Raw genomic sequence first — 24,770 nt, forward strand, 5'->3', positions numbered from 1 at the left:
CCGACGGTTCTGGTCGGCTTCATCCTGTTTCCGTGGGCAGAGGCAGCCGACGTACCGCGTGGCTATGTCGAGCTGATCCAGGACGCACCCGACGAGCTGACCACCCAGTGTGCTGTGCTTTCCAGTCCCACGGGTGCGCCGGCCCTCCCGAACCTGCTCGGACCGAGCGTGCCGCGTGCGCAAGTCATGTCGAGGGCCATCCGTGGCGCGGGGTCCACGGTCGTTACTCGGCCAGCGCCGTGGCCTGCAACGCCAGCCAGCCCGACGCGCGGGTGTCGGGGTCGTCGAGCGAACGACCCAGGGCGTCCTCGATCTGCTGCAGACGGTTGCGCACAGTGTTGCGGTGCAGGCCGAGCTCCTCGGCCACCTTGAGCCGCGACCCGTGCTGGCGCAGGAACGATGCGAGCGTTTCCACTTGCGCATCGTCGAGAGAGCCGAGGAAGGAGCCGGCGAAGGCGGTCGCCACCTCGGGGTCGAGCAGGCCGACCGCGCCCGCTCGCACCAGACGCTCCCAGCGGACGACCCGCTGTGCGTCGGAGGTCCGCGCGAGCGCACGAGCCGCGGTGCCGTGGCTGTCACCGACACCGATCCGCAGGCCGTGGGCGGCCAGCTCCTCAGCACGGCGTACGGCCAAGCCCGGCGAGGCGGCGACCCAGACCTCGCCGTCGACCATGGCGGCCAGCAGTTCGTCCCGCTCCAGCTCGGCCAAGGCGTCCTCGAGCGCGTCGAGCGGACCGGAGACGCGGAGCACGCTGACCCGGCGCGGAAGCGTGGGTGCGGCAGAGGCCTCGCCGAGGAGGCCGGCCGCCTCCAGGTCGCCGTGCGCGAGCAGCTCGTGCACCTTGCGCCACAGCCGTCGGCGTGTGTCCAGACGGTCACGCTCCTGCTCCGCGACGAGACCGAGCAGGGCGACGGCGGTGGTCACCGCGGCGCGTGAGGCGGTGGTGAGCCGGCCGGCCACGGTGACGCAGAGGTACTGCAGCGGCCGGCCACGCAGCCCGACCGGCGCCAGCAGAGTGGTGCCCTGGCGGTCGCTGAACGTGGACGCCGCACGTAACCCCTGCGGACGGATCCGGGCGAGCTCAACCCGCACTGCCTCGAGGTCAGTTGGGACCTGGCGCGGCCCGAGCGGCCCGACCACCGGCTGTCCGTCGGGGCTCAGCAGGAGCGACGTGGCGTCCAGCAGCCGCGCCAGCCGCTCGGCGACCGCCCAGGAGGCATCGACCTGCATCGCCGCCGTGGTCAGCTGGCGCTGCGACTCGAGGGCCAACCGGGCATCGGCCGCATCGCGCTTCTCGATGAGTCGGGCGGCGGCCCGGCTCACCGCCACGAACGCCGTCGCACGCGGAACCTCGATCAGATTGAGGCCGTGCTGCTCGCAGGCGCGCACCAACGCTGCCGGTACCCGGCTGTGCGTCAGGCCAACTCCGAGCGCCAGCCCTGCGACCCCGGCCTCGACCAGGCGCTCCACGTAGGCCGGCCACTGGGACCGCCAGCCCTTCGTGGCCAGGCCGGTAGTCAGCAACAGCTCGCCGCCCTCGAGGAACGGACCGGGATCCTCGAGCTCGCTCGTGGCCACCCACCGAAGCTCGCGATCCGCGCGCGGCAGGTGCACGGCGCGCAGTCCGAGCTCGCGCTGCCGGAGGATGAGGGCGATGTCGACCATGGTGACAGTTTTGCACAATGGACCCAGCAAGATTGTGCAGCTTCGACCGAGCGGAAGCAGCTGCCGCGATCTACCGTCCACTGCATGAACGATCACCTCATCGGAGGCCCCGCGCTCCCCCAGGAACGTCGCCTCGTCACCGCGATCCCCGGCCCCGAGTCGGCCCGTCTCCATGCCCGCAAGGCGGCCGCCGTCGCGGCCGGCGTGGGCACGACCCTTCCCGTGTACACCGTCGCCGCCGGTGGCGGCGTGATCGTCGATGCCGACGGCAACTCGCTGATCGACCTCGGGTCCGGCATCGCCGTGACAACCGTCGGCAACAGCGCCCCAGCCGTGGTCGACGCTGTGACTGAGCAGCTGCAGGCGTTCACCCACACCTGCTTCATGGTCACGCCGTACGACGGCTACGTCCGCGTCGCCGAGAAGCTCAACGAGCTCACCCCCGGCAGCCACGAGAAGCGCACCGCGCTGTTCAACTCCGGCGCCGAGGCCGTGGAGAACGCGGTCAAGATCGCCCGGGCTTTCACGAAACGACAGGCGGTCGTCGTGTTCGACCACGCCTACCACGGGCGCACCAACCTCACGATGGCGATGACCGCGAAGAACATGCCCTACAAGCACGGCTTCGGCCCCTTCGCGTCCGAGATCTACCGGGCCCCGCTCTCCTACGCGTTCCGCGACGGCGGGCTCTCCGGCGAGGCAGCGGCCTTCCGCGCGATCGACCTGATCGAGAAGCAGGTCGGCGCCGGGAACCTGGCCGCCGTGGTGATCGAGCCCATTCAGGGCGAGGGCGGATTCATCGTGCCCGCCGACGGTTTTCTGCCCCTGTTGGTGCAGTGGTGCCACGACAACGGCGTGGTCTTCGTGGCTGACGAGGTGCAGACCGGGTTCGCCCGCACTGGTGAGCTGTTCGCCTGCGACCACGAGGCAGTCGTACCCGACCTGATTGTCACCGCGAAGGGCATCGCCGGCGGTCTTCCGCTGTCGGCTGTCACCGGCCGGGCGGAGATCATGGACGCAGTGAACGTCGGTGGGCTCGGGGGCACGTACGGCGGGAACCCACTGGCGTGTGCCGCTGCCCTCGCCGTCATCGAGACCATCGCAACGGAAGATCTGGTCGGCCGGGCCCGCATGATCGGCAAGACCATGGTCGAGCGCCTGCACGGCTTCGCCGACCCGCGCATCGGCGACGTCCGCGGGCGCGGCGCCATGGTCGCCGTCGAGCTGGTCGAGCCGGGGACCACTAACCCCGACCCCGACCTGACCCGAGCAGTCGCCGCCGCCGCGCACGCCCAGGGCGTCGTCGTCCTGACCTGCGGCACCTACGGGAACGTACTGCGCTTCCTGCCGCCGCTGTCCATGCCGGACCACCTGCTCTTCGAGGCCTTCGACGTCCTCGAGCAGGTCTTCCGGGAGAACTGACGACCTATCCGCCCGAACGGAGCCACCATGACCATCACCACGACCGCCACCTTCGAGGTACACGACCCGGCGACCACCCGCGTGATTGCCGAGGTCGCCGACGCCACGACCGCTGACGCGACCGCCGCCGTCGACGCCGCTGCGGCAGCCTTCCCGGCGTGGGCAGCGACCGCTCCCCGGGTGCGCGCCGAGATCCTGCGCCGCGCGTACGAGCTGATCGTCGCGGACACCGACCGGCTGGCCGCCCTGATCACCTCCGAGAACGGCAAGACCGACGCGGACGCCCGCGCCGAGGTCGCCTACGCCGCCGAGTTCTTCCGCTGGTTCTCCGAAGAGGCAGTGCGCACCGACGGAGAGTACGGCGCCTCTCCCGCCGGCAGGACCCGCACCATCGTCACCCACAAACCGGTCGGCGTGGCTGCTCTGGTGACCCCGTGGAACTTCCCCGCGGCGATGGCGACCCGCAAGATCGCCCCAGCGCTCGCCGCAGGCTGCACCGTGGTCCTCAAGCCGGCCGCCGAGACCCCGCTCACCGCACTCGCGATCGCGGACCTGTTGAACGAGGCCGGCGTGCCCGACGGTGTGGTCAACGTGGTCACGACCACGGCCGCCGGCGAGGTGGTGAGTACCTGGCTCGAGGACCCGAGGGTCCGCAAGCTCTCCTTCACCGGGTCGACCGGCGTCGGCCGGGTCCTGCTGAAACAGGCAGCCGACCGGGTGCTGAACAGCAGCATGGAGCTCGGCGGTAACGCTCCCTTCGTGGTCACCGCCGACGCCGACCTCGACGCTGCGGTCGCCGGCGCGATGATCGCCAAGTTCCGCAACGCGGGGCAGGCCTGCACGGCTGCCAACCGGTTCTTGGTGCACGCGGACGTGGCCGACGAGTTCGTGGCCCGCTTCGGCGCGATCGTCGACGGCCTGGAGGTCGCTCCAATGATCAACGCCAAGGCCGTCGCCGGCGTCGCCGCCCTCGTCGACGAGGCGGTCGCGGCCGGTGCCCGAGTCGCGCACCGCGGCCCCACTGGCGAACGCGGCTGGTTCCACCCGGCCATGCTTCTGACCGGCGTACTCCCGTCCATGCGGATCGCCCGCGAGGAGGTCTTCGGACCCGTCGTCCCAGTGATCACCTGGACCGACGAGGCGGAACTGGTTGCCCTTGCCAACGACAGCGAGTACGGCCTGGCCGCCTACGTGTACGCCGGGCGGCTCCAGGATGCGCTGCGTATCGCCGAGGCATTCGACGCTGGGATGGTCGGCGTGAACCGGGGAGTCGTCTCCGACCCGTCCACGCCGTTCGGAGGCGTCAAGCAGAGCGGGCTGGGCCGCGAGGGCGCCCGCGACGGGATCCGTGCGTTCCAGGAGACCCAGTACTTCAGCGTGGACTGGTCATGAGGACCCGGACACGCAAGCGGGTCGTGGTGGCGGGAGGCGGCTACGCCGGCCTGACCACCGCCCGGCGCCTGGTCCGGGCGGGCTGCGACGTCACGGTCGTCAACCCGAACGGTTACATGACCTACCAGCCCCTGCTCCCGGAGCTGGCCGCCGGGACCGTCCAGGCCTCGCACGTGGTGGTCCCGTTGCGCACAGCACTCGGCAGCGCCCGCATCCTCACTGGCAGCCTCACCGGGGTCGACACAGCAGCCCGCGTGGCGGTGTGCCGGGCGGCCGATGGCACCGAGCACCTGCTGGAGTACGACGACCTGGTGCTCGCGCTCGGATCGGTGGCGCGCACGTTCCCCATCCCTGGCTTGGCCGACCACGCCGTCGGCTTCCGGACGGTCGAGGAGGCGGTCCACCTCGGCAACCGCGTCCTGTCCTGCCTGGAGCTGGCGGCGTCGACGCCCGACCCAGCCGCCCGCGCACGCGCACTGACCTTCGTCTTCGTCGGCGGTGGCTATGCCGGCGTCGAGGCGCTCGCCGAGCTCGAGGACATGGTCCGTCGCACCATCCACCGCTACGACGGCCTGGCGATGAACGACAGCCGCTGGGTGCTCGTCGAGGCCGCGCCACGCATCCTCGGCCAGCTGCCCGAGCGGCTCACGTCGTACGCCGCGGACCGGCTGCAGCGCCGTGGCATCGAGATCCGCACCGGAGTCGCCCTCGACTCGCTGACGCAGGGCCGCGCGTTCCTTGCCGACGGCACCGAGATCGCCACCGACACCGTCGTCTGGACGGCCGGTGTCGTGGCCCATCCTTTGCTGCGCATGCTCGGCCTACCCTGCGACCAGGCCGGGCGTGTTCTCACGGACGACCATCTGCGGGTCACCGACCACGTCTGGGCCGTGGGCGACTGCGCGTCGGTGCCCGACGTCGCGACGGGTGACCGTTGCGCACCAACCGCGCAGCACGCCGTACGGCAGGCGGCCCGGCTGAGCCGGAACCTGCTCGGGAGCCTGCAGCCCTACCGACACAAAGACGCCGGTGCCGTGGCGTCGCTCGGCCTCCACAAGGGCGTCGCCGAGCTTTACGGCGTACCCGTCCGTGGCTGGCTCGCGTGGATGGTCCACCGGCTCTACCACGGGTCGCGGTTGCCCTGCTCGCGGCGCAGGCTACTGATCACCCTCGGGTGGCTGCTCGGCTCCCGCGGCCGGGACCCGGTCGCGGTGCCGGCGATCGAGTCCCCGCGCACCCCGCTTCGCGACGCGATCGCCGCCCAGCAAGGCGCTGCCTGATCCGTCAGCTGCCCGCCGGGCACGCGATCAGTACGCGCACTCAGCCGTGTGAGTGCATTACGTGCTTCACACGGGTGTAGTCCTCCAGCCCGTAGTGGGAGAGGTCCTTTCCGTATCCGCTCTGCTTGAACCCACCGTGCGGCATCTCCGCCACCAGCGGGATGTGGGTGTTGACCCACACGCAGCCGAAGTCCAGCTCGATCGAGCAGCGGTGCGCGGTGCCATGGTCGGTGGTCCACACACTCGCGGCGAGGCCGAGGTCGACATCGTTGGCAAGCTGGACGGCCTCGGCCTCAGTGCGGAACGTCTGGACGGTCAGCACCGGGCCGAACGTCTCCTGCTGCACTATCGCGTCGTCCTGGCGTACACCGCCCACGACGGTCGGCGCGTAGAAGTAGCCCTCAGTGCCGACCCGGTGGCCACCGATGAGCACGGTCGCATGAGTGCCGATCGAGTCCACGACTGCCGAGACCCGCTCGAACTGATGAACGTTGTTGAGCGGCCCATAGAGCGCCTCATGGTCTGACGGGGGTCCCGTGCGTACCTGCGAGACAGCTTCGACCAGCAACTGCTGGAACTGCTCGGCGATCTGCTCCTGCACCAGCACCCGCGTGGCAGCGGTGCAATCCTGGCCGGCATTGAACAAGCCGGCGCTGACGACGCCTTCCACGGTCGCCGTCAGGTCAGTGTCCGCGAAGACCAGCACCGGCGCCTTGCCACCGAGCTCGAGGTGCACCCGCTTGACGTCAGCCGCCGCCGACGTGGCAACTGCCTTTCCGGCCGCGGTCGAACCCGTGATGGACACCATCGCCGCGTCCGGGTGCGACACGACGAGGCGGCCGGTGTCACGGTCGCCGCAGACGACGTTGAGCACGCCCGGCGGCAGCACGTCGGCGGCGATCTCGCCCAGCAGGGAGGCGGTCGCGGGAGTGGTGTCCGAAGGCTTGAGCACCACGGTGTTGCCCGCGGCGAGTGCCGGCGCGACCTTCCAGATCGCCATCATGAACGGGTAGTTCCACGGCGTCACCTGGCCGATGACCCCGACCGGCTCGCGGCGCACGTACGACGTGTGCCCGGCGAGGTACTCACCCGCCGCGGCACCCTCCAGGGACCGGGCGGCTCCGGCGAAGAAGCGCAGCTGGTCGAGGGCCACCGCGATCTCCTCCGTACGCGTGAGCTCGACCGGCTTTCCGGTGTTCGCCACCTCCGCCGCGACGAGCTCCTCCGACCGTGCCTCGAGGGCGTCTGCCAGGCCGAGCAGGGCCTTCTGCCGCTCGGCCGGTGTGGTCCGTCGCCAGGTCGCGAAGGCGCGGGTCGCCGCTGCGTAGGCCGCTGCCACGTCCACCTCGCCAGAGAGCGCGGCGACGTCGTACGACTTGCCGGTCGACGGGTCCACGACGTCGCTGACCCGTCCGTCCTTCGCCTCGCAGAGCTGTCCGTCGATGACGTTCCTGATCATGCTGTCCTCCTTGCTTTGAAGCGTTCAGCGTCCAGAAAGGACGCACTGGGCGAGCTCGGTGCCGATCCGGACGGCGCCGTCGACGTGCTGGAAGCCCAGCCCCGAAACGTCGCTGGTACCGAACTCGATCGGCCCCACCGGCTCCCGGAGCACGCGGCCGTACCGGGTGAGCCCACCGACGTCGAAGCTGGTGCCGTACGCGCCGCCGGTGAGCTCCTGGTGCTGCCAATCGCTCTCGACGTACGTCGTGGGCGCGAGGGCTTGCTCGCCGAAGTAGGTCGCCAGTGACGACAGCACCTGTTCCCGGCGCTGGTCGGCGGACAGAGCCCCGATCCGATCCGCCGACTCGTCGGACACGAAGCCGACGAGGTGCCCGGTCGCGTAGCCCTCGGGGGTGTTGTCGTAGACCTCGTGGACCAGCTGGTAGGGCCCGAATCCGGTGCCGCTCAGGCCCACCTCCCGCCAGAACGGCGCCGGGTATTCGACCTGCACCTTGATCACCAGCCCGAAGGACTGGTGCTCGCGGGCGTGCCGGTGCTCGGCAGGCAGCTCCGGGGTGAACCGGATGCGGCGAACCAGCGGCGGCGGTACGGCGAGGACCACGCTCCTGGCCCTGAGCCGCTCCTGGCCCACCACGACGGTCGCGCCGTCGGCGTCGTACTCGATCGCGGTGACGTCCTGGCACAGCCGCACCCGGTCGCCCAGGCGTCGGGCCAACTCGAGCGGCACCGAGGCCAGCCCACCGGCCACACGGCGGTCGAGGATGAAGTCGGCCTCCACCAGGTGCCGGAACGAGCCCGCACTAGCCGCCATCAGGAGGGCCTGCAGCGCCGAGAATGCCCAGGCCGGCTTGGTCAGCATCGCGGGCCCGACGTAGAGCGCGATGTTGTCGCGAGCCTCTACGTCGTCGCACTGATCTTCCAGCCATTGCTGGAAGGTGATCCGGTCGAGCCGCTGCGCCTCCGGGTGGTCCCACGGCCGGTCCGGGTCGATCTCGGCAACCAAGTCGTCGAGGGTCTTGGTCAACCGCTCGATCGCCGCGGCGGTCTCGGGCCCGACCGGCAGGTCCTCGCCGTCGAAGCGCTTGGCGTTGCCGCCGCGATCGACGTACAGGCTGGCGCCGGCGCGGTAGCGCTCGTAGGTCTTCAGCCCCAGCTCCTCGAGCAGCGCCTTGAGGGCGTCCTGGTCGGGCGAGACCCACTGGCCGCCGATCTCGAACAGCGACCCGTCGTGGAGCTCGCTGCGCAGCCGGCCGCCCACGCGGTCCCGGGCTTCGAGGACGACGACGTCCTGACCGGCCTCGGCGAGACGCCAGGCGGCGACCAGCCCGGTCACGCCGGCACCCACGACGATGGTGTCGTGCGTTGTCATCGGGTCGCCTCCGTTGCCACCAGCGCGCCGTACGTGTCGGGTCGCCTGGTTTGCAGGAACGGGAAGAGATCGAGCCAGTCGCGTCGGTGCCCGAGATCGAGAGTCGCCACCAGGGCACAGTCGCCCTCGCGGTCGGCCTGCACGAGCACCCGGCCGTACGGGTCGCTGATGAACGACGAGCCGTAGAAGCTGATCAGACCCTCGTCACCCCAGCGATTGGGGACGACCATGAACAGCCCGTTCGCGATGCCGTTGCCGACGATCACGTTCTGCCACAGCGGCTGCGTGTCGAACTCCGGGTGGTCGGGTTCGGAGCCGATCGCGGTCGGGTAGGCCAGGATCTCCGCGTCGGCGAGCGAGTAGGCCCGCGCCAACTCGGGGAACCACTGGTCCCAGCAGGTCGGCAGCCCCAGGCGTGGGGCGCCCGGCAGGTCTACGGTGTGCACCGGGTAAGGCGTCTCCGCCGGCCCCGGCCGGAAGTAGAGGTCCTCGTAGTAGCCCGCCGTGACCGGGATGTGCAGCTTGCGGGTTCGGGCCACGCGGCTGCCGTCCGGAGCGACCAGGATCGCGGTGTTGAACCCGAGCCCGTCATCGGCGTCCGAGCGCTCGTAGAGCGAGGCGTGCACGTGGACACCGTGTGCTCGCGCCGCAGCAGCGGCGAACGTGTAGGTCGGGCCGCCCTCGAGCGGCTCGGCCAGGTCCGCCGGTACGCCGTCGGGCTTGGTGTCGGCCGGGTAGCGCGACAGCGTGAGCTCGGGCAGAAACACGATCGAGGCGCCGGCGGAGGCAACCGTCGCCACCCCGTCCATCAGCGTGGCGACGTGTTCCTCGGGGTCGGCAGCCCAGTGCATCTGGATCAGGCCGACGGTGACCCGGCGGTTGTCCTGCTCGGCGGATCCGGGAATGGACGGCCGGGCGAGGGACGACTGGGCCGCGGCGACTTTCAGCTTCATGAATCTTCCTTGATCGGCACTGGCTTGTCTGACTGTGGGACTGCGGGTTGCTGCTGGGTGATGCAGTGGATGCCTCCGCCGCGGGCGAACAGCGGCCGGGCGTCGATCTGGACGACGGCGCGGCCTGGGTAGGCGTCAGCGAGCACCTCGCGTGCCTCGGCGTCGGAGGGGTCGTCGAAGGCGCAGGCGACGACCGCACCGTTGGCGACGTAGTGGTTGACGTAGCTGTAGTCGACCCACCCCTCCGCGTCGCGGAGCACGGTAGGCGCGGGCAGGTAGGTGACCTCGAGAGGCTTGCCCTCGGCATCGGACTCCTCCCGGAGCAGGGCTGCCAGCTCGCGGCTGATCGCGGCGTCCGGATGCGCGTCGTCGCGCTGCTCGTGGAGGAGGATTCGGCCCGGTGCGCTGAACGTCGCCACGATGTCGACGTGCCCGCGGGTGCCGTAGCGCTCGCCGTCCCGGGTCAGGCCGCGCGGCAGCCAGATGACCTTGCGGGCGCCGACGGTGCGGCTGAGCTCCTCCTCGACCCGAGCATGGGTCCAGCCGGGATTTCGCCCCGGGTCGAGCTGCACGGTCTCGGTCACCAGGAAGGTACCCACGCCGTCGGTGTGGATCCCGCCGCCTTCGTTGACCATCGCCGAGTCGATCCGGTGCGCCCCGCTCTCGTCGGTGGCGACCAGGCTGGCCACCGCGTCGTACTCCCAGGAGGCCCATGCCTGGGCGCCCCACCCGTTGAACACCCAGTTCACCGCGCCGAGGCCGTCGGGGCCGAGGACGAACGTCGGCCCGCTGTCGCGGTACCAGCCATCGTCGAGCGGTACGTCGTACAGCGCGATATCGGCGGACAGCCGGCGGCGCGCCTCGGCGAGCTCACGCGGCGGCACCAGCAGGTGGAGCGGCTCGTACTCGGCAATCGCGTTGGCCACTGCGGCCCAGGTCGTCCGAGCCTCGTCGGCCTCAGCGTCGCTTCCACCGAGGGTGTAGACCGCCGAAGGCCACGCCATCCAGGTCGCCTCGTGCGGGTCGGTCTCGGCCGGCATCTGCCAGTCCGTCATGCGACGTACCTCCGCTCTCCGCCCACCCAGGTCTCCAGAACGGTGACGCCGGCCAGCTTGGCCGGGTCGACGGCGTACGGGTCCTGGTCCAGTACGACGAGGTCGGCGAGCTTGCCGACGGTGACAGAGCCGCGGTCGTGCTCGCAGAAGTTCGCCCAGGCGCTGCCCAGCGTGTAGCCACGGACCGCATCCGCGACCGACAGGGCCTCTTCGGGCCGCCAGGGTGTGCCTCCGCCGAGGGGCCCCCGGGTCACCGCACTGTGGATCCCGACCATGGGCTCCATCTCGGCGACGTTCCAGTCGCTGGAGAACGCCAAGGGCGCCCCGTGCTCCTGCAACGAGCGCAGCGGCCAGGCCTGGTGCCACCGGCTCTCCCCCACCGCCTCGGCCCAGGCGTGTCCGGGACCGGCGAGATCGGGGCTTGCATGCCGCGGCTGCATGCAGGCGACCACCCCGAGCTCGGCGAACCGGGGCAGGTCGGCGCCGCGCAGGCACTCGACGTGCACGATCTGGTGGCGCGCGTCCCGCGGTCCGTTGACCCGCCGTGCGTGCTCGACCGCGTCGAGGACGGTGGTGATGCCCCGGTCTCCCGTCGCGTGCACGAACAGTTGGAGGCCGTCGCGGTCCAGATCGGCGACAAGCTGGTTGAATTCGGCCGGCTCGTAGTACGTCGACCCGCGATGGCCCGGCTCTCCTGCGTAGGGCTCGTGCAGGGCCGCGGTGTGCGGTTCGATCACGTCGTCGATGTAGAGCTTGAGTGGACCGACGCGCAGCCGGTCGTCGGCGTACGCTGCTGTCAGCGTGGCGAACTCTGCCCGTTCCTCGGGGGTCGTGGTCGGCGGGTGGAACATGGCGAGCACGACCCGGGAGCCCAGCCTGCCGTCGTCGCGTGCCCGCTCGAAGAGCGCGATGTCGTCCGGGGAGTTCTGCGGTTCCACTACGGTGGTGATGCCACACGCCAGCGCGTGGTCCAGGCTGGTGCACAGGCGCGAGTACTGCCGGTCGAGGCCGGCCCAGGGCAGGCCGCGCTCCCGCAGCACGCGGATGCCGGCACGCGAGAGTCCCTTGACCGCGAAGTCGGTGACAAAGCCGGTCGGCACACCAGCATGGTCGAGCTGCGCCGTACCGAACGGCTGGGGCGCCTCGTCGACGCCGAGCGCGATGACGCCGAGGGTGTTCAGCCACAGCGTGTGCACGTCGTAGCTGAGCACCGCGACCGGACGGTCCGGCACGATCGCATCGAGCAGCTGCCGAGTCGGTGGCGCGCCGTCGGCCAGACCGGCGTACGCGTAGCCCTCGGCCTCGATCCAGCCGCCACCTGGGTGCGCCCGATCCCAGGCCCGGAGCCGGTCGGCCACGGCCTCGAGCGAGTCCGCCCCGGCGAGCTGGACGCAGTCGGCGTCCGAGCCGAGCCGGACGTGGTTGTGCGCGTCGACGAACCCCGGGAGGACGGTACGGCCGTCGAGCTGGACCACCTCGGACGCCTGCGCGACCCAGGCGGGTGCCTCGATCGCGCATCCGACCCAGACGATCCGGTCGCCGCGCACGGCTACGGTGTCCGCCTGCGGCAGCAGGTCGTCGACCGTGTGGATGGTGCCGCCGGTGAGGACCACGTCGGCCGGCGCGGGACTCGTGGCTGTCACCGGTCCCCCCGCGCGTCGACGAGGAAGTGGGTCGCCCGGCGGGGACGCAGGTACAGCAGCTCGTACGCGAGTGCGACCACGACGACGCCTCCGGTGATGGCCAGGTCGACCGCGGCCGACTGGGACAGGGCATAGGTGAGCGCAACGATGACCAGGACCGGGGCCACCGGCCAGAGCGGCATCTTCCAGCCGGAGTGCGGCGCACGCCGCGCGGCGAGGGTGCCGACCGCGAGCAGCAGGTAGACCGCGGCGACGATCACCGCGGTGATCCCGAGCAGCGCCTCGATGTCGACGAGGAGGGCGAGCACGGCGCCCGGGACAGCCACCGCGAGCGTGGCCAGCACCGGTGTGTTGAACCGCGGGTGCAGCCGGGTGAGTGCCGCGTTGACCGGCTCTGGCCAGGCCCTGTCGCGCGCCGACGCGTAGATGACGCGGCCGTTCTGCAGCACCATCACGATGACCGCGTTGAGGATCGCGAGCGCGATGCCGGCGCTGACCGCGGCGGCGACCCCGGGACCGGCCCAGCCCTCGACGAACTCGGGAAAGGTCAGCACACCCAGGTCCTCGAGGGAGCCGGCGCCGACCACGACGGCCGCGGTCGGGACGATGATGACCAGGGCGGCGACGAACAGCGAGCCGAAGACCGCTCGGGCGACGTCGCGACGGGGTTGCAGCATCTCCTCGGCGAGGTAGGAGGCGGTCCCAAAGCCGTTGACGACGAACATCGCGACGGCCAGTCCGGACATCAGGATGCCGAGGGTGAACGGGGAGAGCGCTCCGTCGGAGAGCGCCTGCGGATTGACCAGCGTGCTGACCGGGCGCTCGGCATGGGTGAATCCCAGGTAGGCGACGACGGCGGCTGCCACGATCTCCAGGGCCAGGAAGCAACTGGTGACGACGGCGTTGGCGCGTACGTCCAGCACGGCCGTGCAGGTGGCCAGCAGCATGACGACCGCTCCGGTGACCGACCGGTCAAGGTCGGCGACCGCGCTCAGGTAGTCGGCGGTGCCGAGCGCGATCACGGGCGGGATCACCACGAGCAGCGCCGCGGTGAGCACGAAGGTAAGCCAGCCGAGGGTACGGCCGATCGTATGCCTGACCATCGCGTACTCGCCGCCCGAGCTCGGCGTCCGCGTGCCCAGCTCGGCGTAGCAGGCACCCACGGCGACGGACACGAGCAGGCCGAAGACGAGTGCGATGACCACGCCCGAACCCTGAGTGGCGAGCAGTTCCGGAACGATGATGAACAGGCTGGACGCCGGCGTGATGCACGAGATCGTCAGCAGGATCGCGGCGGTCACACCCAGCACCGGGGTCAGCCGGACCGGGGCTCCTGCCGGGTCGGCGGCCGCAGGTGCGTCCGTGGGGAACGTCGACATCGCAACTCCTCACATTTGAATGCCTTTCAAAACACTGGCATGCGCCACGATGAGGGCTGCGATGGCTAGAGTCAAGAGGTGACCGATCAGGAACTTCGCCGCCACCGTCGACTCGAACGGCCACGGGAACGGGTGTTGCAGGAGGCCTGGGACCTCCTGGTCGAGCGCGGGCTCGCGGATCTGAGCCTGTCCGAGCTCGGACGCCGCCTGGAGACCAGCGCTGGCCACCTCTCCTACTATTTCGGCAGCAAGAACGGCCTACTGCTCGAGCTGTTGCGCTGGAGCGAGGACGAGCTGATCGGGCAGCTCGAGGTCGTCCTCGCGTCCCAGCAGCCGGCCGAGGAGCGGCTTCGCCAGCTGTGCGTGCTGTTCTTCCCCAGGCACCCGGGCGATCCGCGCTGGCTGCTCTGGGTCGAGCTGTGGCCGCGCGTGATGCATGAGCCGTCGCTGCGGGAGGCCCAACGCGAGCTGGACACGGTTTGGCGCGACGCGCTCGCCGATCTGCTGGCCGAGCTCACCGATGGCGACGTCGAGCCGCTCGCCCAGCGCATGCTGGCCCTGCTGGACGGACTGAGCGTCGCCCTGCTGACCGACCAGCCCGGACTCACCCCCGAGAAGGCCTGGGAGCACGTCCGGGCACTGCTGCCGGTCCGCTGAGGCCAGCGACGGGGGTGAGCGGTCAGCCTCGGGGCCGGCTGGTTCCAGGTCTGCCGCCGGCGGTGAGGAGGAGGTCGTGCACGGCGGTCGGGGCGACGGTTCCCGGTGGGATCGCGAGAGCCGGATCTGAGCACAGCAGCAGCGGACCGTCGTCGGGATGGTCCGGCAGCCGCCCGTGCGAACCGCGCACCACGGACGGGTCGAGCGGCACCACCCGCATCGCATACCGCAATCCCAGCTTCTTGCGCAGCAGGTACGACGCCGCGCGCGGCTTCACGAACCGGTCGCCCGGGTCGAAGAAGAGCTCGGCCGGGTCGTACCCAGGCTTGCGGTGGATCTCCACGGCGCGGGCAAAATCCGGAGCCCGGTCGTCGTCGAGCCAGTAGTAGTACGTGAACCAGGCGTCCGGGTCCGCCACCAGCACGAGCTCTCCGGCGCGTTCGTGGTCCAGCCCGTACTGCGCCTTCTCGTCCTCGCCCAGCACCTGGGCGACTCCCGGGATCCCGCCCAGCAGCTTCGCGACCATCGGGACGTCGGCCGGCTCCTTGACGTACACGTGGGCGACCTGATGGTCCGCGACGGCGAAGGCCCGCGACACCCAGGGGTCGAGGTACTCCATGCCGTCCTGGGTGTAGACCTCCAGCAGGCCCTCGCGGCGCAGTACGCGGTTTACATCAACGGGCCTGGACACATCGGTGATGCCGTACTCCGACACCACGAGCACGACCGCTCCGGCGGCCTCGGCGTCGTCAAGCAGCAGCGCCAGTACTGCGTCCAGCTCGGCCGCCGCGCGGACCGCCTGGGACGACGAGGCGCCGTACCGCTGGAGGTCGTAGTCGAGGTGGGGCACGTAGGTCAGCAGTAGGTCGGGCCGATCCTCCTCGAGCACGATCCGGGTGGCGTCGACGATCCACTGCGACGACTTGATCCCCGCGGTCGGACCCCAGTAGGTGAAGAGCGGGAAGTCGCCCAGCCGGGAGATGAGCCGGTCGTGCAGCTCGACCGGCCGGGTGTAGCAGTCGGGCGCCTTCCGTCCGTCCGCGTAGTAGATCGGCCGCGGCGTCACCAGCAGGTCTGTGTCCGCGCCCATCGCGAACCACCAGCAGATGTTGGCGACCTTGTACGACGGGTCGTCGCGGCGGGCGACATCCCACACCTTGTCGCCCTGGACCAACTGGTTGTGCTGCCGCCAGAGGAAGACCTCGCCGAGGTCGCGGAAGTACCACCCGTTGCCGACGATGCCATGCTCACTGGGCACCCTGCCGGTCAGGAACGTCGCCTGCGCGGAGCACGTCACGGCCGGGAGCACTGCCCCCAGGGGTCGGGAGATCCCCTGCTGGGCAAGGCGGTTCAACCTTGGCATGCTTCGCAGCAACCGGGGGGTCAGGCCGACGACATCGATCACGACGACTGGGTTGTTCATGCGTCCTCCAGGCCTAATGCGTGCAGGCGGTCACGGATCCAGGCGAGCTCGCCCGCGATGCCGGCGGCAAGCTCCGCCGTGTCCTTCGGTCGTTGCTGTTCCGGTAGCACCGACCATGTGTACGTCTCCGACTCCAGGTGGTGGGTGTGCGGGTGATCGCCGCCGACCAGGACCTTGAGTGCGTCGTCGAGCACGTCGGTCGTGCTGGTCAACGGCGGCTCGGGCGCCGCGTGCACGGGGACGTGGAAGTGCACCCGCCAGGGGTGCCGGCCGGGCAGCCGGCGCCGAGCCGTCGGGTCCAGCGTCTGGGTCAGGTCGTCCACCCCACGCAGCCGCGCGCCGCCTGACTCCCTGGTCTGATGCAGGAACTTGGGCTCCGCGAACCCTTCGAGCATCGCCAGCGCGGTCGCGTCGGTCGGATCGGGGACGTGCAGCGCGGCCGAGACCTGGCTTTTCACCACCGTCACACCGGCGGCCTCGAATCCGGCGACAACACCGGCCGGATCCTCGAACTGGACCGCCAGGTGGCAGGTGTCCACACAGGCACCGACCCGGTCGCCGACCGGCTGCCCGGACAGCCAGTCCGCGACCTGCGCGTTCGTCTCGATCACGCAGCCGGGCTCAGGCTCCAGCGCGACCCGGATCACCCGGCCGGTTCGCTCCTCCACCTCGGCGAGGCGTTCCGCCAGCCGCCGTACGGCGTCGCGCGCGAGGCCGTCGCGATCAGCGAACCACGGTGTGCGCCAGCCCAGCGGAAGCGTCGAGATCGAGCCGTACGCCGCGTCCGCGGGCAGGATCTTGGCGAGCACCTCGACCAGGTCGAGCGTGTATGCCAGCCGCTCGGGCTGCGACCAGTCCGGCAGGTAGACCTTTTTGCCGACCACCTCGTCGTGGAACCCGGCGTACGGGAAGCCGTTCAGCGTCACGACTTCCAGCCCGTTGGCCTCCAGCGTCGACGTCAGCCGTTTCAGCGCGGCGGGGTCGCGGGCGAGCAGGGCGGCGAGGTCGTGCGCGAGCCAGAGGCCCACGCCGAGCACCGGTACGCCGAGCTCGGACCGCACGGCGGCGGCGCATCCCTCAAGCTGGGCGACGACACCATCGAGGTCCTCGGCCGGGTGCACGTTCGTGCAGTACGCCAGGTGGACGGTCGAACCGTCAGGGTGACGGAACCTCATGACGCCCGCGCCCCGCGCAAGATGGAGTTGCCCTCGAACGTCTCGGCGACCTCAGAGTCGTCCTCCAGCACCAGCCGGCCGGACTGCCCGTAGAACGCGACCGGGTTGCGCCACAGGACCTGATCGACGTCATCATCGGTGAACCCTGCGGCGAGCATCGCCTGTCCGGTCGCGTAGGTCCGCAGTGGGTCGGACTTCCCCCAGTCGGCGGCGGAGTTCACCAGCACGCGCTCGGTGCCGTGTTCCGTGAGGATCGCCACCATCCGGTCCGGGTCCATCTTCGTGTCGGGGTAGATCGAGAACCCCAGCCAGCAGCCGGAGTCGGCGACCGCTCCCACCGTCACCTCGTTCAGGTGGTCGACGACGACCATCGCCGGGTCCAGCCCTGACTCGCGGACGACGTCCAGCGTGCGGGCAGTCCCGATCGCCTTGTCCCGGTGCGGGGTGTGCACCAGCACCGGCAGTTCGAACCGCTGCGCGAGCTCGAGCTGGGCCGCGAAGACCTCGTCCTCCTCGGGCGTCATCGAGTCGTAACCGACCTCTCCGACCGCAACCACGCCGTCCTTCGCGAGGTAGCGCGGCAGCACCTCCAGCACGCCGCGGCAGCGGGGATCGTTGGCCTCTTTCGGGTTCAGGGCGATCGTGCAGTGGTGCCTGATCCCGAACTGCGAGGCGCGGAACGGTTCCCAGCCGATCAGCGAGTCGAAGTAGTCGGTGAACGAGCCCACGTTGGTCCGCGGCTGCCCGAGCCAGAAGGCCGGCTCGACCAGCGCGCGCACCCCGTGGGCCCGCATCGCGGCGTAGTCGTCGGTGGTCCGGGACGTCATATGGATGTGCGGGTCGAAGATGCGCATCAGCTCTCCTGCCGGTAGCTCTGGTTGTCGTCGGCAACCAGGCCGTTCTGGTTGCCCTCAGCAACCAGGTAGCTCTGGATGTCGTCTGGAACGGGTCGGCCGGCGGCGGTCCGCTCGGCGGCGAAGTCGGTCATCATCCGGCCCAGCTCCGCGTCGGCGCGCTCCGGCAGCCCGTCCACGAGCGTGAGCGGGACGCCTGTGAAGACGCATTTCAGCACCGCCTGCCTGAAGGCCGCGTCGTCCAAGTGGGCGGTGGCGTACGGCCCGAGCGCGGCTGCGAGCAACCGCTGGTCGTTGGTCCGGATGGCATCGGCCAGGAGCGGTACGGCGCGGGCGCCGAGGGCGATGGCGACCTCCTCGACGGCCAGCGCCCGCAGTACGGCCCGCTTCTCCGCGGCGTCGCCGTAGTGGTACACCGCGGCCAGCGTGGTCGACAGGTCTTCGGCGGTCAGCGTCGTTGCCAGTACTGCGAGCAACATGGCCCGGGCAGCCTCGTCGACGGTCCAGGAGTCGTCGAGCCGGTCCCTCCCGACGTGCCGCGCGACCGCTGGGAAGATCTCGCCCAGCAGTTCCGGCCGAGCGACCACCTCGTCGCGACGCTGCTGCAGCCAGGTACGTGCCGCCGCCGGAGCCAGTCGAAGCGCGACCTGCTCGACGAGCCACTCCCGGGTGCATGCTCGGGACTGCCGGAGCTCAGACATGGGAGGCCTCCTCGGCGCTTCGCAGGAAGTCGATCGACCGGCGTGCGACCAGCGGTGCCGCGTGCGAGTGGCGCGGCAGCTCAACCGCGACCAACCCGTCGTAGCCGGATTCCCGCAACGCCGCCAGTACCGGTGGGAAGTCGATTTCGCCGGTACCGAACTCCAGGTGCTCATGGACACCGCGGCGCATGTCGTCGATCTGGACGTTCACCAGGTACGGCGCTCCCGCGGCGACGACGTCCGGCGGCGGCTGGGGCTCGTTGCAGCGCAGGTGCCCGATGTCGAGGGTGAGGCCCAGTACGTCGTTGCCCACCTCGGCGCGCAGCTTCAGATACCCGGCCAGGTCGCCCACCAGCATCCCCGGCTCCGGCTCGAAACCCAGCCGGACCCCGCGCTCACCGGCGTACTCCGCGAGCCGTCCGCAAGCGGCGACCAGCCGGTTCCAGGCCTCTCCCGGTGACACGTCGGCCGGGACGGTCCCCGACCAGAACGACACTGCCTCGGCACCCAGTTCGGCAGCGACGTCGACGGCCCGCTCCAGCAGCGCGATCCGCCGAGCAGCGCCGGCGGAGTCGTGCAGGAGGGTCGGCGAGTGCTTGCGCGCGGGGTCGAGCACGTAGCGCGCACCGGTCTCGACGACGACCGCCAGGTCCCGGTCGGCGAGCAGCCGTCCGACCTCAGCGGTCCTGCGGGCAAGGTCCGGCGCCATCGGATCGAGGTGACCGTGGTCGAGGGTCAGCCCGACCCCGACGTAGCCGAGGCCGGCGATCACGTCCAGCGCCTCGGGCAGGCGGTGATCGGCGAAGCCGTTGGTGCCATAGCCGAACCTCATGTGGGCGACACCTTCCGTGCGAGCCTCCTGGCGACCGGCAGGGCGCCGACCAGCGCCGCACCGATCACGGGCGACCCACGCCGAGCGCACCACGCGGCCTGCAGCGGGACCAGTCCGTGGATGCCGGCGCCGACGGCCGCACGCAGCCGACCGGCGGTCGGATCCTGCGCCGCGGCCGCCTGGGCCGGCCCGACCGACGTCGCGAACAGGCCGGCAAGACCGGCCGTCACCAAGCCCGGTACGCCGCGGGCGCCGGCGACCGTACCGGCCGTGATCACCGTGGTGGCGGCCAGGGCGCCGCGGGCCGGCAGCGGCGTGCTGCCGTACACCTCGCCCCGCGACATCGCGGTCACGCCGAGGATGTGAGCGCCGACCGCGACCGCCGGTGCCCAGGCCTTCCGTCGACGGTCACCGGCGCCCACCAGAACGTCGAGCGACCGTGCTGTTGCCATCAGCAACGGCCCGGCCGGCGTGTTCTTCCCGCCGAGGTCATAGCCCCAAGCTGTTGCCGCGAGCAACGCTGTGGTCCGTATGGCGGGTCCGCGGCCGGCGAGTGCGGACAGGCTCAGCGCGGCGGCGGTGAGCCCGCCGGCGAGACCGAGGGCAGTCCGCGCCGACACCCGGCCGGACGGGATCGGACGGTCGGGCCGCTCGACGGCGTCCACCTGCCGGTCGGCCCAGTCGTTGAGCGCCATCCCGGCCCAGTACAGACAGACGGAGGACGCCGCCAGCCCGGCGACCCGCGCCGGGCGGAGATTCCCGGCCGCGACCGCGCCGGCCAGCACGTCGCCGGGGACTGTCAGGGCCGCGGGCGCCCGGACCAGTTCTGCCAGGTCGCGAAGGCGGGGCCGGCGGCAGTCCGACGTCGGGGTCAGCATCCGCGGACCCAGCGCGCGAGGTCGTCGTACTGACGGAGCAGCGCATGCTCGGTGGAGCCGACCGGGTCCTTGAAGAAGAAGCCCAGGAAGGGCATCGCGCCGACGTGGCCACGCTCCGACGCCGCAGCCGAGAGCCGGGCCAGGTCGAGCACCAGCGGCGCGGCCAGGGCGGAGTCGCAGCCCTGCCAGGTGAACTGCATCGTCATCCGGGTGCCGAGGAAGCCGGAGAACACGACGTGGTCCCAGGCCGTCTTCCAGTCCCCCAGCTCCTCGACGTAATCGATGTGCACCTCACCGTCGACCTCACCGAGCAGCTCGGCAAGACCGCGTTCCTTGGAGGTGTTCTTCGACTCGGCGTGCCGCGGGTCGGCCAGCGTCGCACCGTCACCGCCGCCGAGCAGGTTGGTACCGGACCAGGCGTGCACCTTCAGCGCCCGGGCGGAGAACATCGGCGCCAGCACACTCTTGACCAGCGTCTCACCGGTCTTCGCGTCCTGACCGCCGAACGGCAGCCCAGCCTCCACGGCCCAGTGCCGGACCGCCCGCGGCCGGATCGACGTCGACGGGGTGAAGTCGACGAAGGCCGCCCCGGCCTCGAACGCCGCCAGCGCCGCCAATGAGCTGGCCGGAAGGAACCGCTCGCCGCGGTCCAGCGCGGAACGCAGCAAGCCGAGGTCGCGGTGCCGGTCGTCCAGCGGGTACGGCGCCTCGGTGGACGCGACGTTGACCGCGACCACGGTGCGCAGCCGGTGCCTGTCCGCGAACGAACGGATGTCGTCCGCCCAGCGGCGGACCACCTCCACGTCGGCAGTGGAATCCGCCGCGCCACCGCCTGCCGGTCCGCGTTCGTCCTCACGCACGGTCACCAGATCCGCCTCGACCGCCGCGAGGTCGGCGGCGACCAGCGTCTCGATCCCGTGCGGCAGCACGCCGCCGGCCACCAGCCGCTCCAGCCGTTTGACCAGCGGGGTCTCGACCACGTCGTGGCCGCCGAACACCAGCCGGTCGATGGGCACCAGCCCACCGGCGGCGAAGTCCGGCAGTTCGGTGACCAGGCCGGCCGACGCGGCGCCATACCCGCCGTGGCGCAGTGCGGCGGCGCCCGCGATGGTGGTGGTCGCCACCGACCCCCGGGCGCCGAACAGCCAGACGCCCACTCGATCGTCGTTACCGGACATGAACTCTCTCCTCTCGTCGGCCGGTCGGTGGTTCTCCCCGCGGGGAGAACCACCGACCGCGGGTTGTTACCGCAGCTCACCCACGCAGTTGTCCGATCAGTGCGTCGGCGTCACGCCCGAGCACCGCCCGGACCTGGGCGTCCCGCACCTTCCGCTCCAGGTGGTTCTTGAAGCGGCGCAGGGCGCCCTCGGCGCGGTCCTCGTCCCCGGCAGCCATCGCACGCTCCGCCTGACCGAGCATGTCGAGCAGCGCGGTGGCGTCGTCCGGGGTGATCCGGCCGCCGTCGCGGTAACGGCCGACCAGCGCCCGCATGTCCGCGATCGAGGTCGTCGACGTGAATGCGACCGACCGGGTCGCCTGGTGGCCGGCCTTGTCCTGCGCCGTGACGACGAGCCGGTGCTCGCCGAGCGGAAGCAGGGCGAGATCGACCGCGATCCCGCTCGGCACGGCATTGCCGTCCAGCGTCGCCGAAACCGAGGCGATCCCGGAGGTCGCGTCGGTCGCGGAGAACACCGGCGTGAGCGACCCCGAGTCGCCGTGCGACGACCCCGGCTCGACACCGTTCAACGAGATCGCCGGGGCGGTCTTGTCGATCGGCACGGAGACCTGGCGCGGCGCGGAGACGTTGCCGCCGTTGTCGGTCGCCCGGTACAGCACGGTGTTCGCCGCCTCCGTGGAGATGGTGGCGACGCCCTGGTTGTTCGTGTTGGTCCAGGTCGTGCCGCCGTTGAGCGAGTACTGCCGGCTCGCGACGGTCCCGTTGTCGGTCGCGGTCACCGTGAGCGTGACGTTGCCGGTGTACCAGCCGTTGGCGCCGTTGGGTGTGGCCGGGTTCAGCGTCGCCGAGACCGTCGGCGGCGTCTTGTCGGCGACACCGTCGCCCGCGAAGACGAACGAGTCGACGTCGACACCCCCGGTCGAGGTGACGTACAGCCTGCCCGAGCCGGTGGGAGCATTCGTCAGCGACGTGGTCGCCGTCCGCCAGCCGTCACCGGCCGGTACGGCCACTGTGGCGAACGGCTCGGCCGACGGCGAGTTCCACCGCAGCGCGAGCGTGCCGGCGCCCGAGGCCCGGGTCGTGACAGCGGTGATGCCGCTGAAGTTCACCGGGTCGTAGGCGATCCAGTCACCGGAGTCGAGAGAGGTGATCCTCGCCCGGCCGGAGGCAGTGGAATCCTCGACCCTGGTGACACCGCTGCTCGCGTCGTTGTGCTCGGCCTGCAGCTCCTTCGGGTTGAGGATGAGCGTGGCCTCACCGGCCGCGCCGGGCACACCGTTGGCGCCGTTGTCGCGATAGCTCACGACCACCACACCGTAGATGTTCTCGGTCTCGCCGTGCTCAGGAGCGTCGACCGGCGTCGGCCAGCCACCGGCGCATCCGGTCCCGGTGGTCTCCGGGTGAGCGTGGGTGTCATGGCCGAGACCGAAGGTCCACTGCACCCGGCTGCACACCGGCGTGTTGCCGTCTTCGGCGTCGGACACCCCGATCCGGAACGGCACGGCGTTGCCCCAGTCGAAGAACCCGCCGTTCGGGGGCGCGTCGATGGTGACCTTCGGTGCGGTGTTGCCGACCGTGATCTCGGTCGACGTGATGCCGATCTTGCCCTCGGCATCCTTCACCCGCAGCCGGGCGGTGTACTGGCCGAGCTCGGTGTAGGTGTGCGAGGCCGTCACCCCGGTGGCGTCGAAGGTGCCGTTGCCGTCGAAGTCCCACTCGTAGCTGAGCGCGCCCGGCTCGTTGTCGGTGGACGAGGTCGCGCTGAACTCCACGGTGAGCGGAGCGGTGCTGCTCGAGGTGGGATCCGCTGTGATCTTCGCCTGCGGGGCCTTGTTCCCCGGCGCGTAGTCGATCCGGTACAGCCCGGCGTCGGGGTTGGCCCGGAAGAAGCCGTCGCCGTAGTCGAGCACGTACAAGGACCCGTCGGGCCCGAACTCGATGTCCATCGGGCTGTCGGTGATCGGCTGCGTCATCGTCTTCAGCGCGCTGTTGGGCAGGAAGTGCTCGAGCTTGGTCACCGGCCCGTCGGGGTGGGTGACGGTGAACGCCGCGAGGTAGTCCTGCGAGAACTCGGCGAAGAACGCCTTGTTGTCCCAGTACTCGGGGAACTTGGTGGTCGAGGGATTCGCTGCGTCGTAGTGGTAGATCGGGCCGCCCATCGGGCCCTGACCGCCCTGCGGCTCGAAGTCGGTGAGTCCGGCCCACTCCGCCGGCTGGTGGGTGTTGTTGTCGCCGTAGTAGAGGTCCGCGGGCACCGCTGCCGGCACGGTGGCCAGACCGGTGTTCCAGCGTGAGGTGTTCTTCGCGCCGGCCGCGCAGTCGAACCAGTCCCGCTGCGTCGCGGTCGCGAAGTCCCAGTCGTTGTAGTTGAAGTTGTCCCCGGTGCAGTAGGGCCAGCCGCCGTTGATCGGCTTGCTGATCGGGGTGATGCTCCACTCGACGTAACCGAGCGGCCCGCGCCGCGGATCCGGCGTACCGGCGTCGGGTCCGTAGTCGGCCCACGACACCGTCCCTGTCTGCGCGTCGACGTCGATCCGGAAGGGGTTCCGCAGGCCCATCGCGAAGATCTCGGGCCGGGTCTTGGCGGTTCCCGGCGCGAACAGGTTGCCGGCGGGGATGGTGTAGGAGCCGTCCTCCTGCACGGTGAACCGCAGGATCTTTCCCCGCAGGTCGTTGGTGTTGCCGGCGCCGCGGCGTGCGTCCAGGCCCGGGTTCATCCCCGGCGCGTCGTTGTTCGGCGCGTACCCGTTGGCTCCCGGCGTACCGGCGGGCGTGTTGTCACCGGTGGCGAGGTAAAGGTTGCCGTCGGCATCCCAGTCGAGGTCACCGGCGACGTGGCAGCACTGACCGCGCTGGACCTCGACCTTGATGATGACCTGTTCGGTCGATAGGTCCAGCGAATCGCCGGTCCATTTGAACCGGGACAGCTGGTTGTAGCCCTTCCACTGGTTCCAGTACGACTCGTCGGCGCCCGCGGGCAGCGAGTTCGGTGCCGATCCGGTCGGGGTGGTGGCGGGGTACGGCGGTGCCATCGTGCGCGGCGCGTAGTACACGTAGACCCACTTGTTCTGCTCGAACTCGGGGTCGATCGCGATGGTCTGCAGACCGTCCTCGGAGTTCGCGTACACCGGGATCGTGCTGACCACCTTGGTCACCCCGGTCACGGGATCGGTCAGCCGGATGTCGCCGTTGCGCGCGGTGTGCAGCACCCGCCGGTCGGGCAGGACCGCCAGGTCGATCGGTTCGCCGACGTTCTTGGTCAGGGTGATCTTCTCGTAGCTCGACCACTCCGTCGCCGGGTCGTGGCCGTCGTGCGCGCTCGCCGTCGTCGCACTCACCGTCGACAGCATGGCCAACGGAAGCGTGGCGGCGGCCAGCACTGCGCCGAGCCGTCTGCGCGTATTCTTCATCTGTTGCTCCTCCTCGAGAGGGCTTCGGGAAAGGGCGGACCGC

19 protein-coding genes are annotated in these 24,770 nt (G+C 70.7%); 4 read left to right on the forward strand and 15 right to left on the reverse strand.

From position 1 onward, the window contains the following. Positions 1 to 223: 223 nt before the first annotated feature. Positions 224 to 1,666 (reverse strand): PucR family transcriptional regulator, encoded by a 1,443-nt coding sequence (locus A3ES_RS0101175; RefSeq protein WP_020384934.1) that lies wholly within the window; start codon positions 1,664 to 1,666, stop codon positions 224 to 226. Positions 1,667 to 1,750: 84 nt separating this feature from the next. Here A3ES_RS0101175 and gabT point away from each other — a divergent pair, with 84 nt between their 5' ends. From gabT to A3ES_RS45805, 3 genes are read left to right on the forward strand one after another with little or no spacing between them, the layout of a single operon-like run. Next, positions 1,751 to 3,088: a 4-aminobutyrate--2-oxoglutarate transaminase gene (gabT, locus tag A3ES_RS0101180; RefSeq protein ID WP_026162460.1), complete on the forward strand. Its 1,338-nt coding sequence runs from the start codon at positions 1,751 to 1,753 to the stop codon at positions 3,086 to 3,088. A 27-nt stretch (positions 3,089 to 3,115) separates the two neighbouring features. Further along, positions 3,116 to 4,480, forward strand: coding sequence for an NAD-dependent succinate-semialdehyde dehydrogenase (locus A3ES_RS0101185; RefSeq protein WP_020384936.1), 1,365 nt, complete (start codon positions 3,116 to 3,118; stop codon positions 4,478 to 4,480). Beyond that, positions 4,477 to 5,760: an NAD(P)/FAD-dependent oxidoreductase gene (locus tag A3ES_RS45805; protein ID WP_020384937.1), complete on the forward strand. Its 1,284-nt coding sequence runs from the start codon at positions 4,477 to 4,479 to the stop codon at positions 5,758 to 5,760. Before A3ES_RS0101185 ends, A3ES_RS45805 begins: the two co-directional genes overlap by 4 nt. Positions 5,761 to 5,800: 40 nt before the next feature. On the opposite strand, the gene A3ES_RS0101195 is transcribed toward A3ES_RS45805, so the two are convergent. From A3ES_RS0101195 to A3ES_RS0101220, 6 genes are read right to left on the reverse strand one after another with little or no spacing between them, the layout of a single operon-like run. Next, positions 5,801 to 7,219: an aminobutyraldehyde dehydrogenase gene (locus tag A3ES_RS0101195; protein WP_020384938.1), complete on the reverse strand. Its 1,419-nt coding sequence runs from the start codon at positions 7,217 to 7,219 to the stop codon at positions 5,801 to 5,803. Positions 7,220 to 7,243: 24 nt separating this feature from the next. Next, positions 7,244 to 8,590, reverse strand: a complete 1,347-nt coding sequence (locus A3ES_RS0101200; RefSeq protein ID WP_020384939.1) for a flavin monoamine oxidase family protein — start codon at positions 8,588 to 8,590, stop codon at positions 7,244 to 7,246. Beyond that, positions 8,587 to 9,543, reverse strand: coding sequence for a nitrilase-related carbon-nitrogen hydrolase (locus A3ES_RS0101205; RefSeq protein ID WP_020384940.1), 957 nt, complete (start codon positions 9,541 to 9,543; stop codon positions 8,587 to 8,589). Before A3ES_RS0101205 ends, A3ES_RS0101200 begins: the two co-directional genes overlap by 4 nt. After that, positions 9,540 to 10,598: an agmatine deiminase family protein gene (locus tag A3ES_RS0101210; RefSeq protein WP_020384941.1), complete on the reverse strand. Its 1,059-nt coding sequence runs from the start codon at positions 10,596 to 10,598 to the stop codon at positions 9,540 to 9,542. Before A3ES_RS0101210 ends, A3ES_RS0101205 begins: the two co-directional genes overlap by 4 nt. Further along, positions 10,595 to 12,241, reverse strand: a complete 1,647-nt coding sequence (locus A3ES_RS0101215) for an amidohydrolase (RefSeq protein ID WP_040453725.1) — start codon at positions 12,239 to 12,241, stop codon at positions 10,595 to 10,597. The genes A3ES_RS0101210 and A3ES_RS0101215 overlap by 4 nt, the downstream gene beginning before the upstream one ends. Then, positions 12,238 to 13,620: an APC family permease gene (locus A3ES_RS0101220; RefSeq protein ID WP_020384943.1), complete on the reverse strand. Its 1,383-nt coding sequence runs from the start codon at positions 13,618 to 13,620 to the stop codon at positions 12,238 to 12,240. Before A3ES_RS0101220 ends, A3ES_RS0101215 begins: the two co-directional genes overlap by 4 nt. 78 nt (positions 13,621 to 13,698) lie before the next feature. Here A3ES_RS0101220 and A3ES_RS0101225 point away from each other — a divergent pair, with 78 nt between their 5' ends. Further along, the gene (locus tag A3ES_RS0101225; protein WP_020384944.1) at positions 13,699 to 14,277 is read left to right on the forward strand and encodes a TetR/AcrR family transcriptional regulator; all 579 of its coding nucleotides are present in this window, start codon (positions 13,699 to 13,701) and stop codon (positions 14,275 to 14,277) included. Between the two features lie 22 nt (positions 14,278 to 14,299). Here the strand turns inward: A3ES_RS0101225 and A3ES_RS0101230 are convergent, their stop codons facing one another. The 8 genes from A3ES_RS0101230 to A3ES_RS0101265 form a co-directional block, all read right to left on the reverse strand. Beyond that, the gene (locus tag A3ES_RS0101230; RefSeq protein WP_020384945.1) at positions 14,300 to 15,700 is read right to left on the reverse strand and encodes an alkaline phosphatase family protein; all 1,401 of its coding nucleotides are present in this window, start codon (positions 15,698 to 15,700) and stop codon (positions 14,300 to 14,302) included. Next, positions 15,697 to 16,875 carry a metabolite traffic protein EboE gene (gene eboE / locus A3ES_RS0101235; protein ID WP_020384946.1) on the reverse strand — a complete coding sequence of 393 codons (1,179 nt, stop codon included), beginning with the start codon at positions 16,873 to 16,875 and terminating at the stop codon, positions 15,697 to 15,699. The genes A3ES_RS0101230 and eboE overlap by 4 nt, the downstream gene beginning before the upstream one ends. Next, positions 16,872 to 17,729, reverse strand: a complete 858-nt coding sequence (locus A3ES_RS0101240) for a TatD family hydrolase (RefSeq protein WP_020384947.1) — start codon at positions 17,727 to 17,729, stop codon at positions 16,872 to 16,874. Before A3ES_RS0101240 ends, eboE begins: the two co-directional genes overlap by 4 nt. Then, complete coding sequence (locus tag A3ES_RS45810; RefSeq protein WP_020384948.1) at positions 17,729 to 18,430, reverse strand: EboA domain-containing protein; 702 nt, start codon at positions 18,428 to 18,430, stop codon at positions 17,729 to 17,731. The genes A3ES_RS0101240 and A3ES_RS45810 overlap by 1 nt, the downstream gene beginning before the upstream one ends. Next, positions 18,423 to 19,262 carry a sugar phosphate isomerase/epimerase family protein gene (locus A3ES_RS0101250; protein WP_020384949.1) on the reverse strand — a complete coding sequence of 280 codons (840 nt, stop codon included), beginning with the start codon at positions 19,260 to 19,262 and terminating at the stop codon, positions 18,423 to 18,425. The genes A3ES_RS45810 and A3ES_RS0101250 overlap by 8 nt, the downstream gene beginning before the upstream one ends. Further along, positions 19,259 to 20,140 carry an SCO3242 family prenyltransferase gene (locus A3ES_RS0101255; protein ID WP_020384950.1) on the reverse strand — a complete coding sequence of 294 codons (882 nt, stop codon included), beginning with the start codon at positions 20,138 to 20,140 and terminating at the stop codon, positions 19,259 to 19,261. Before A3ES_RS0101255 ends, A3ES_RS0101250 begins: the two co-directional genes overlap by 4 nt. Continuing rightward, positions 20,134 to 21,318, reverse strand: coding sequence for an inositol-3-phosphate synthase (locus A3ES_RS0101260; RefSeq protein WP_020384951.1), 1,185 nt, complete (start codon positions 21,316 to 21,318; stop codon positions 20,134 to 20,136). Before A3ES_RS0101260 ends, A3ES_RS0101255 begins: the two co-directional genes overlap by 7 nt. Before the next feature lie 76 nt (positions 21,319 to 21,394). Continuing rightward, positions 21,395 to 24,727, reverse strand: a complete 3,333-nt coding sequence (locus A3ES_RS0101265) for a PQQ-dependent sugar dehydrogenase (RefSeq protein WP_020384952.1) — start codon at positions 24,725 to 24,727, stop codon at positions 21,395 to 21,397. Positions 24,728 to 24,770 lie beyond the last annotated feature (43 nt).

Source organism: Kribbella catacumbae DSM 19601, from assembly GCF_000372465.1.
GTDB classification, from domain to species: Bacteria; Actinomycetota; Actinomycetes; order Propionibacteriales; family Kribbellaceae; genus Kribbella; species Kribbella catacumbae.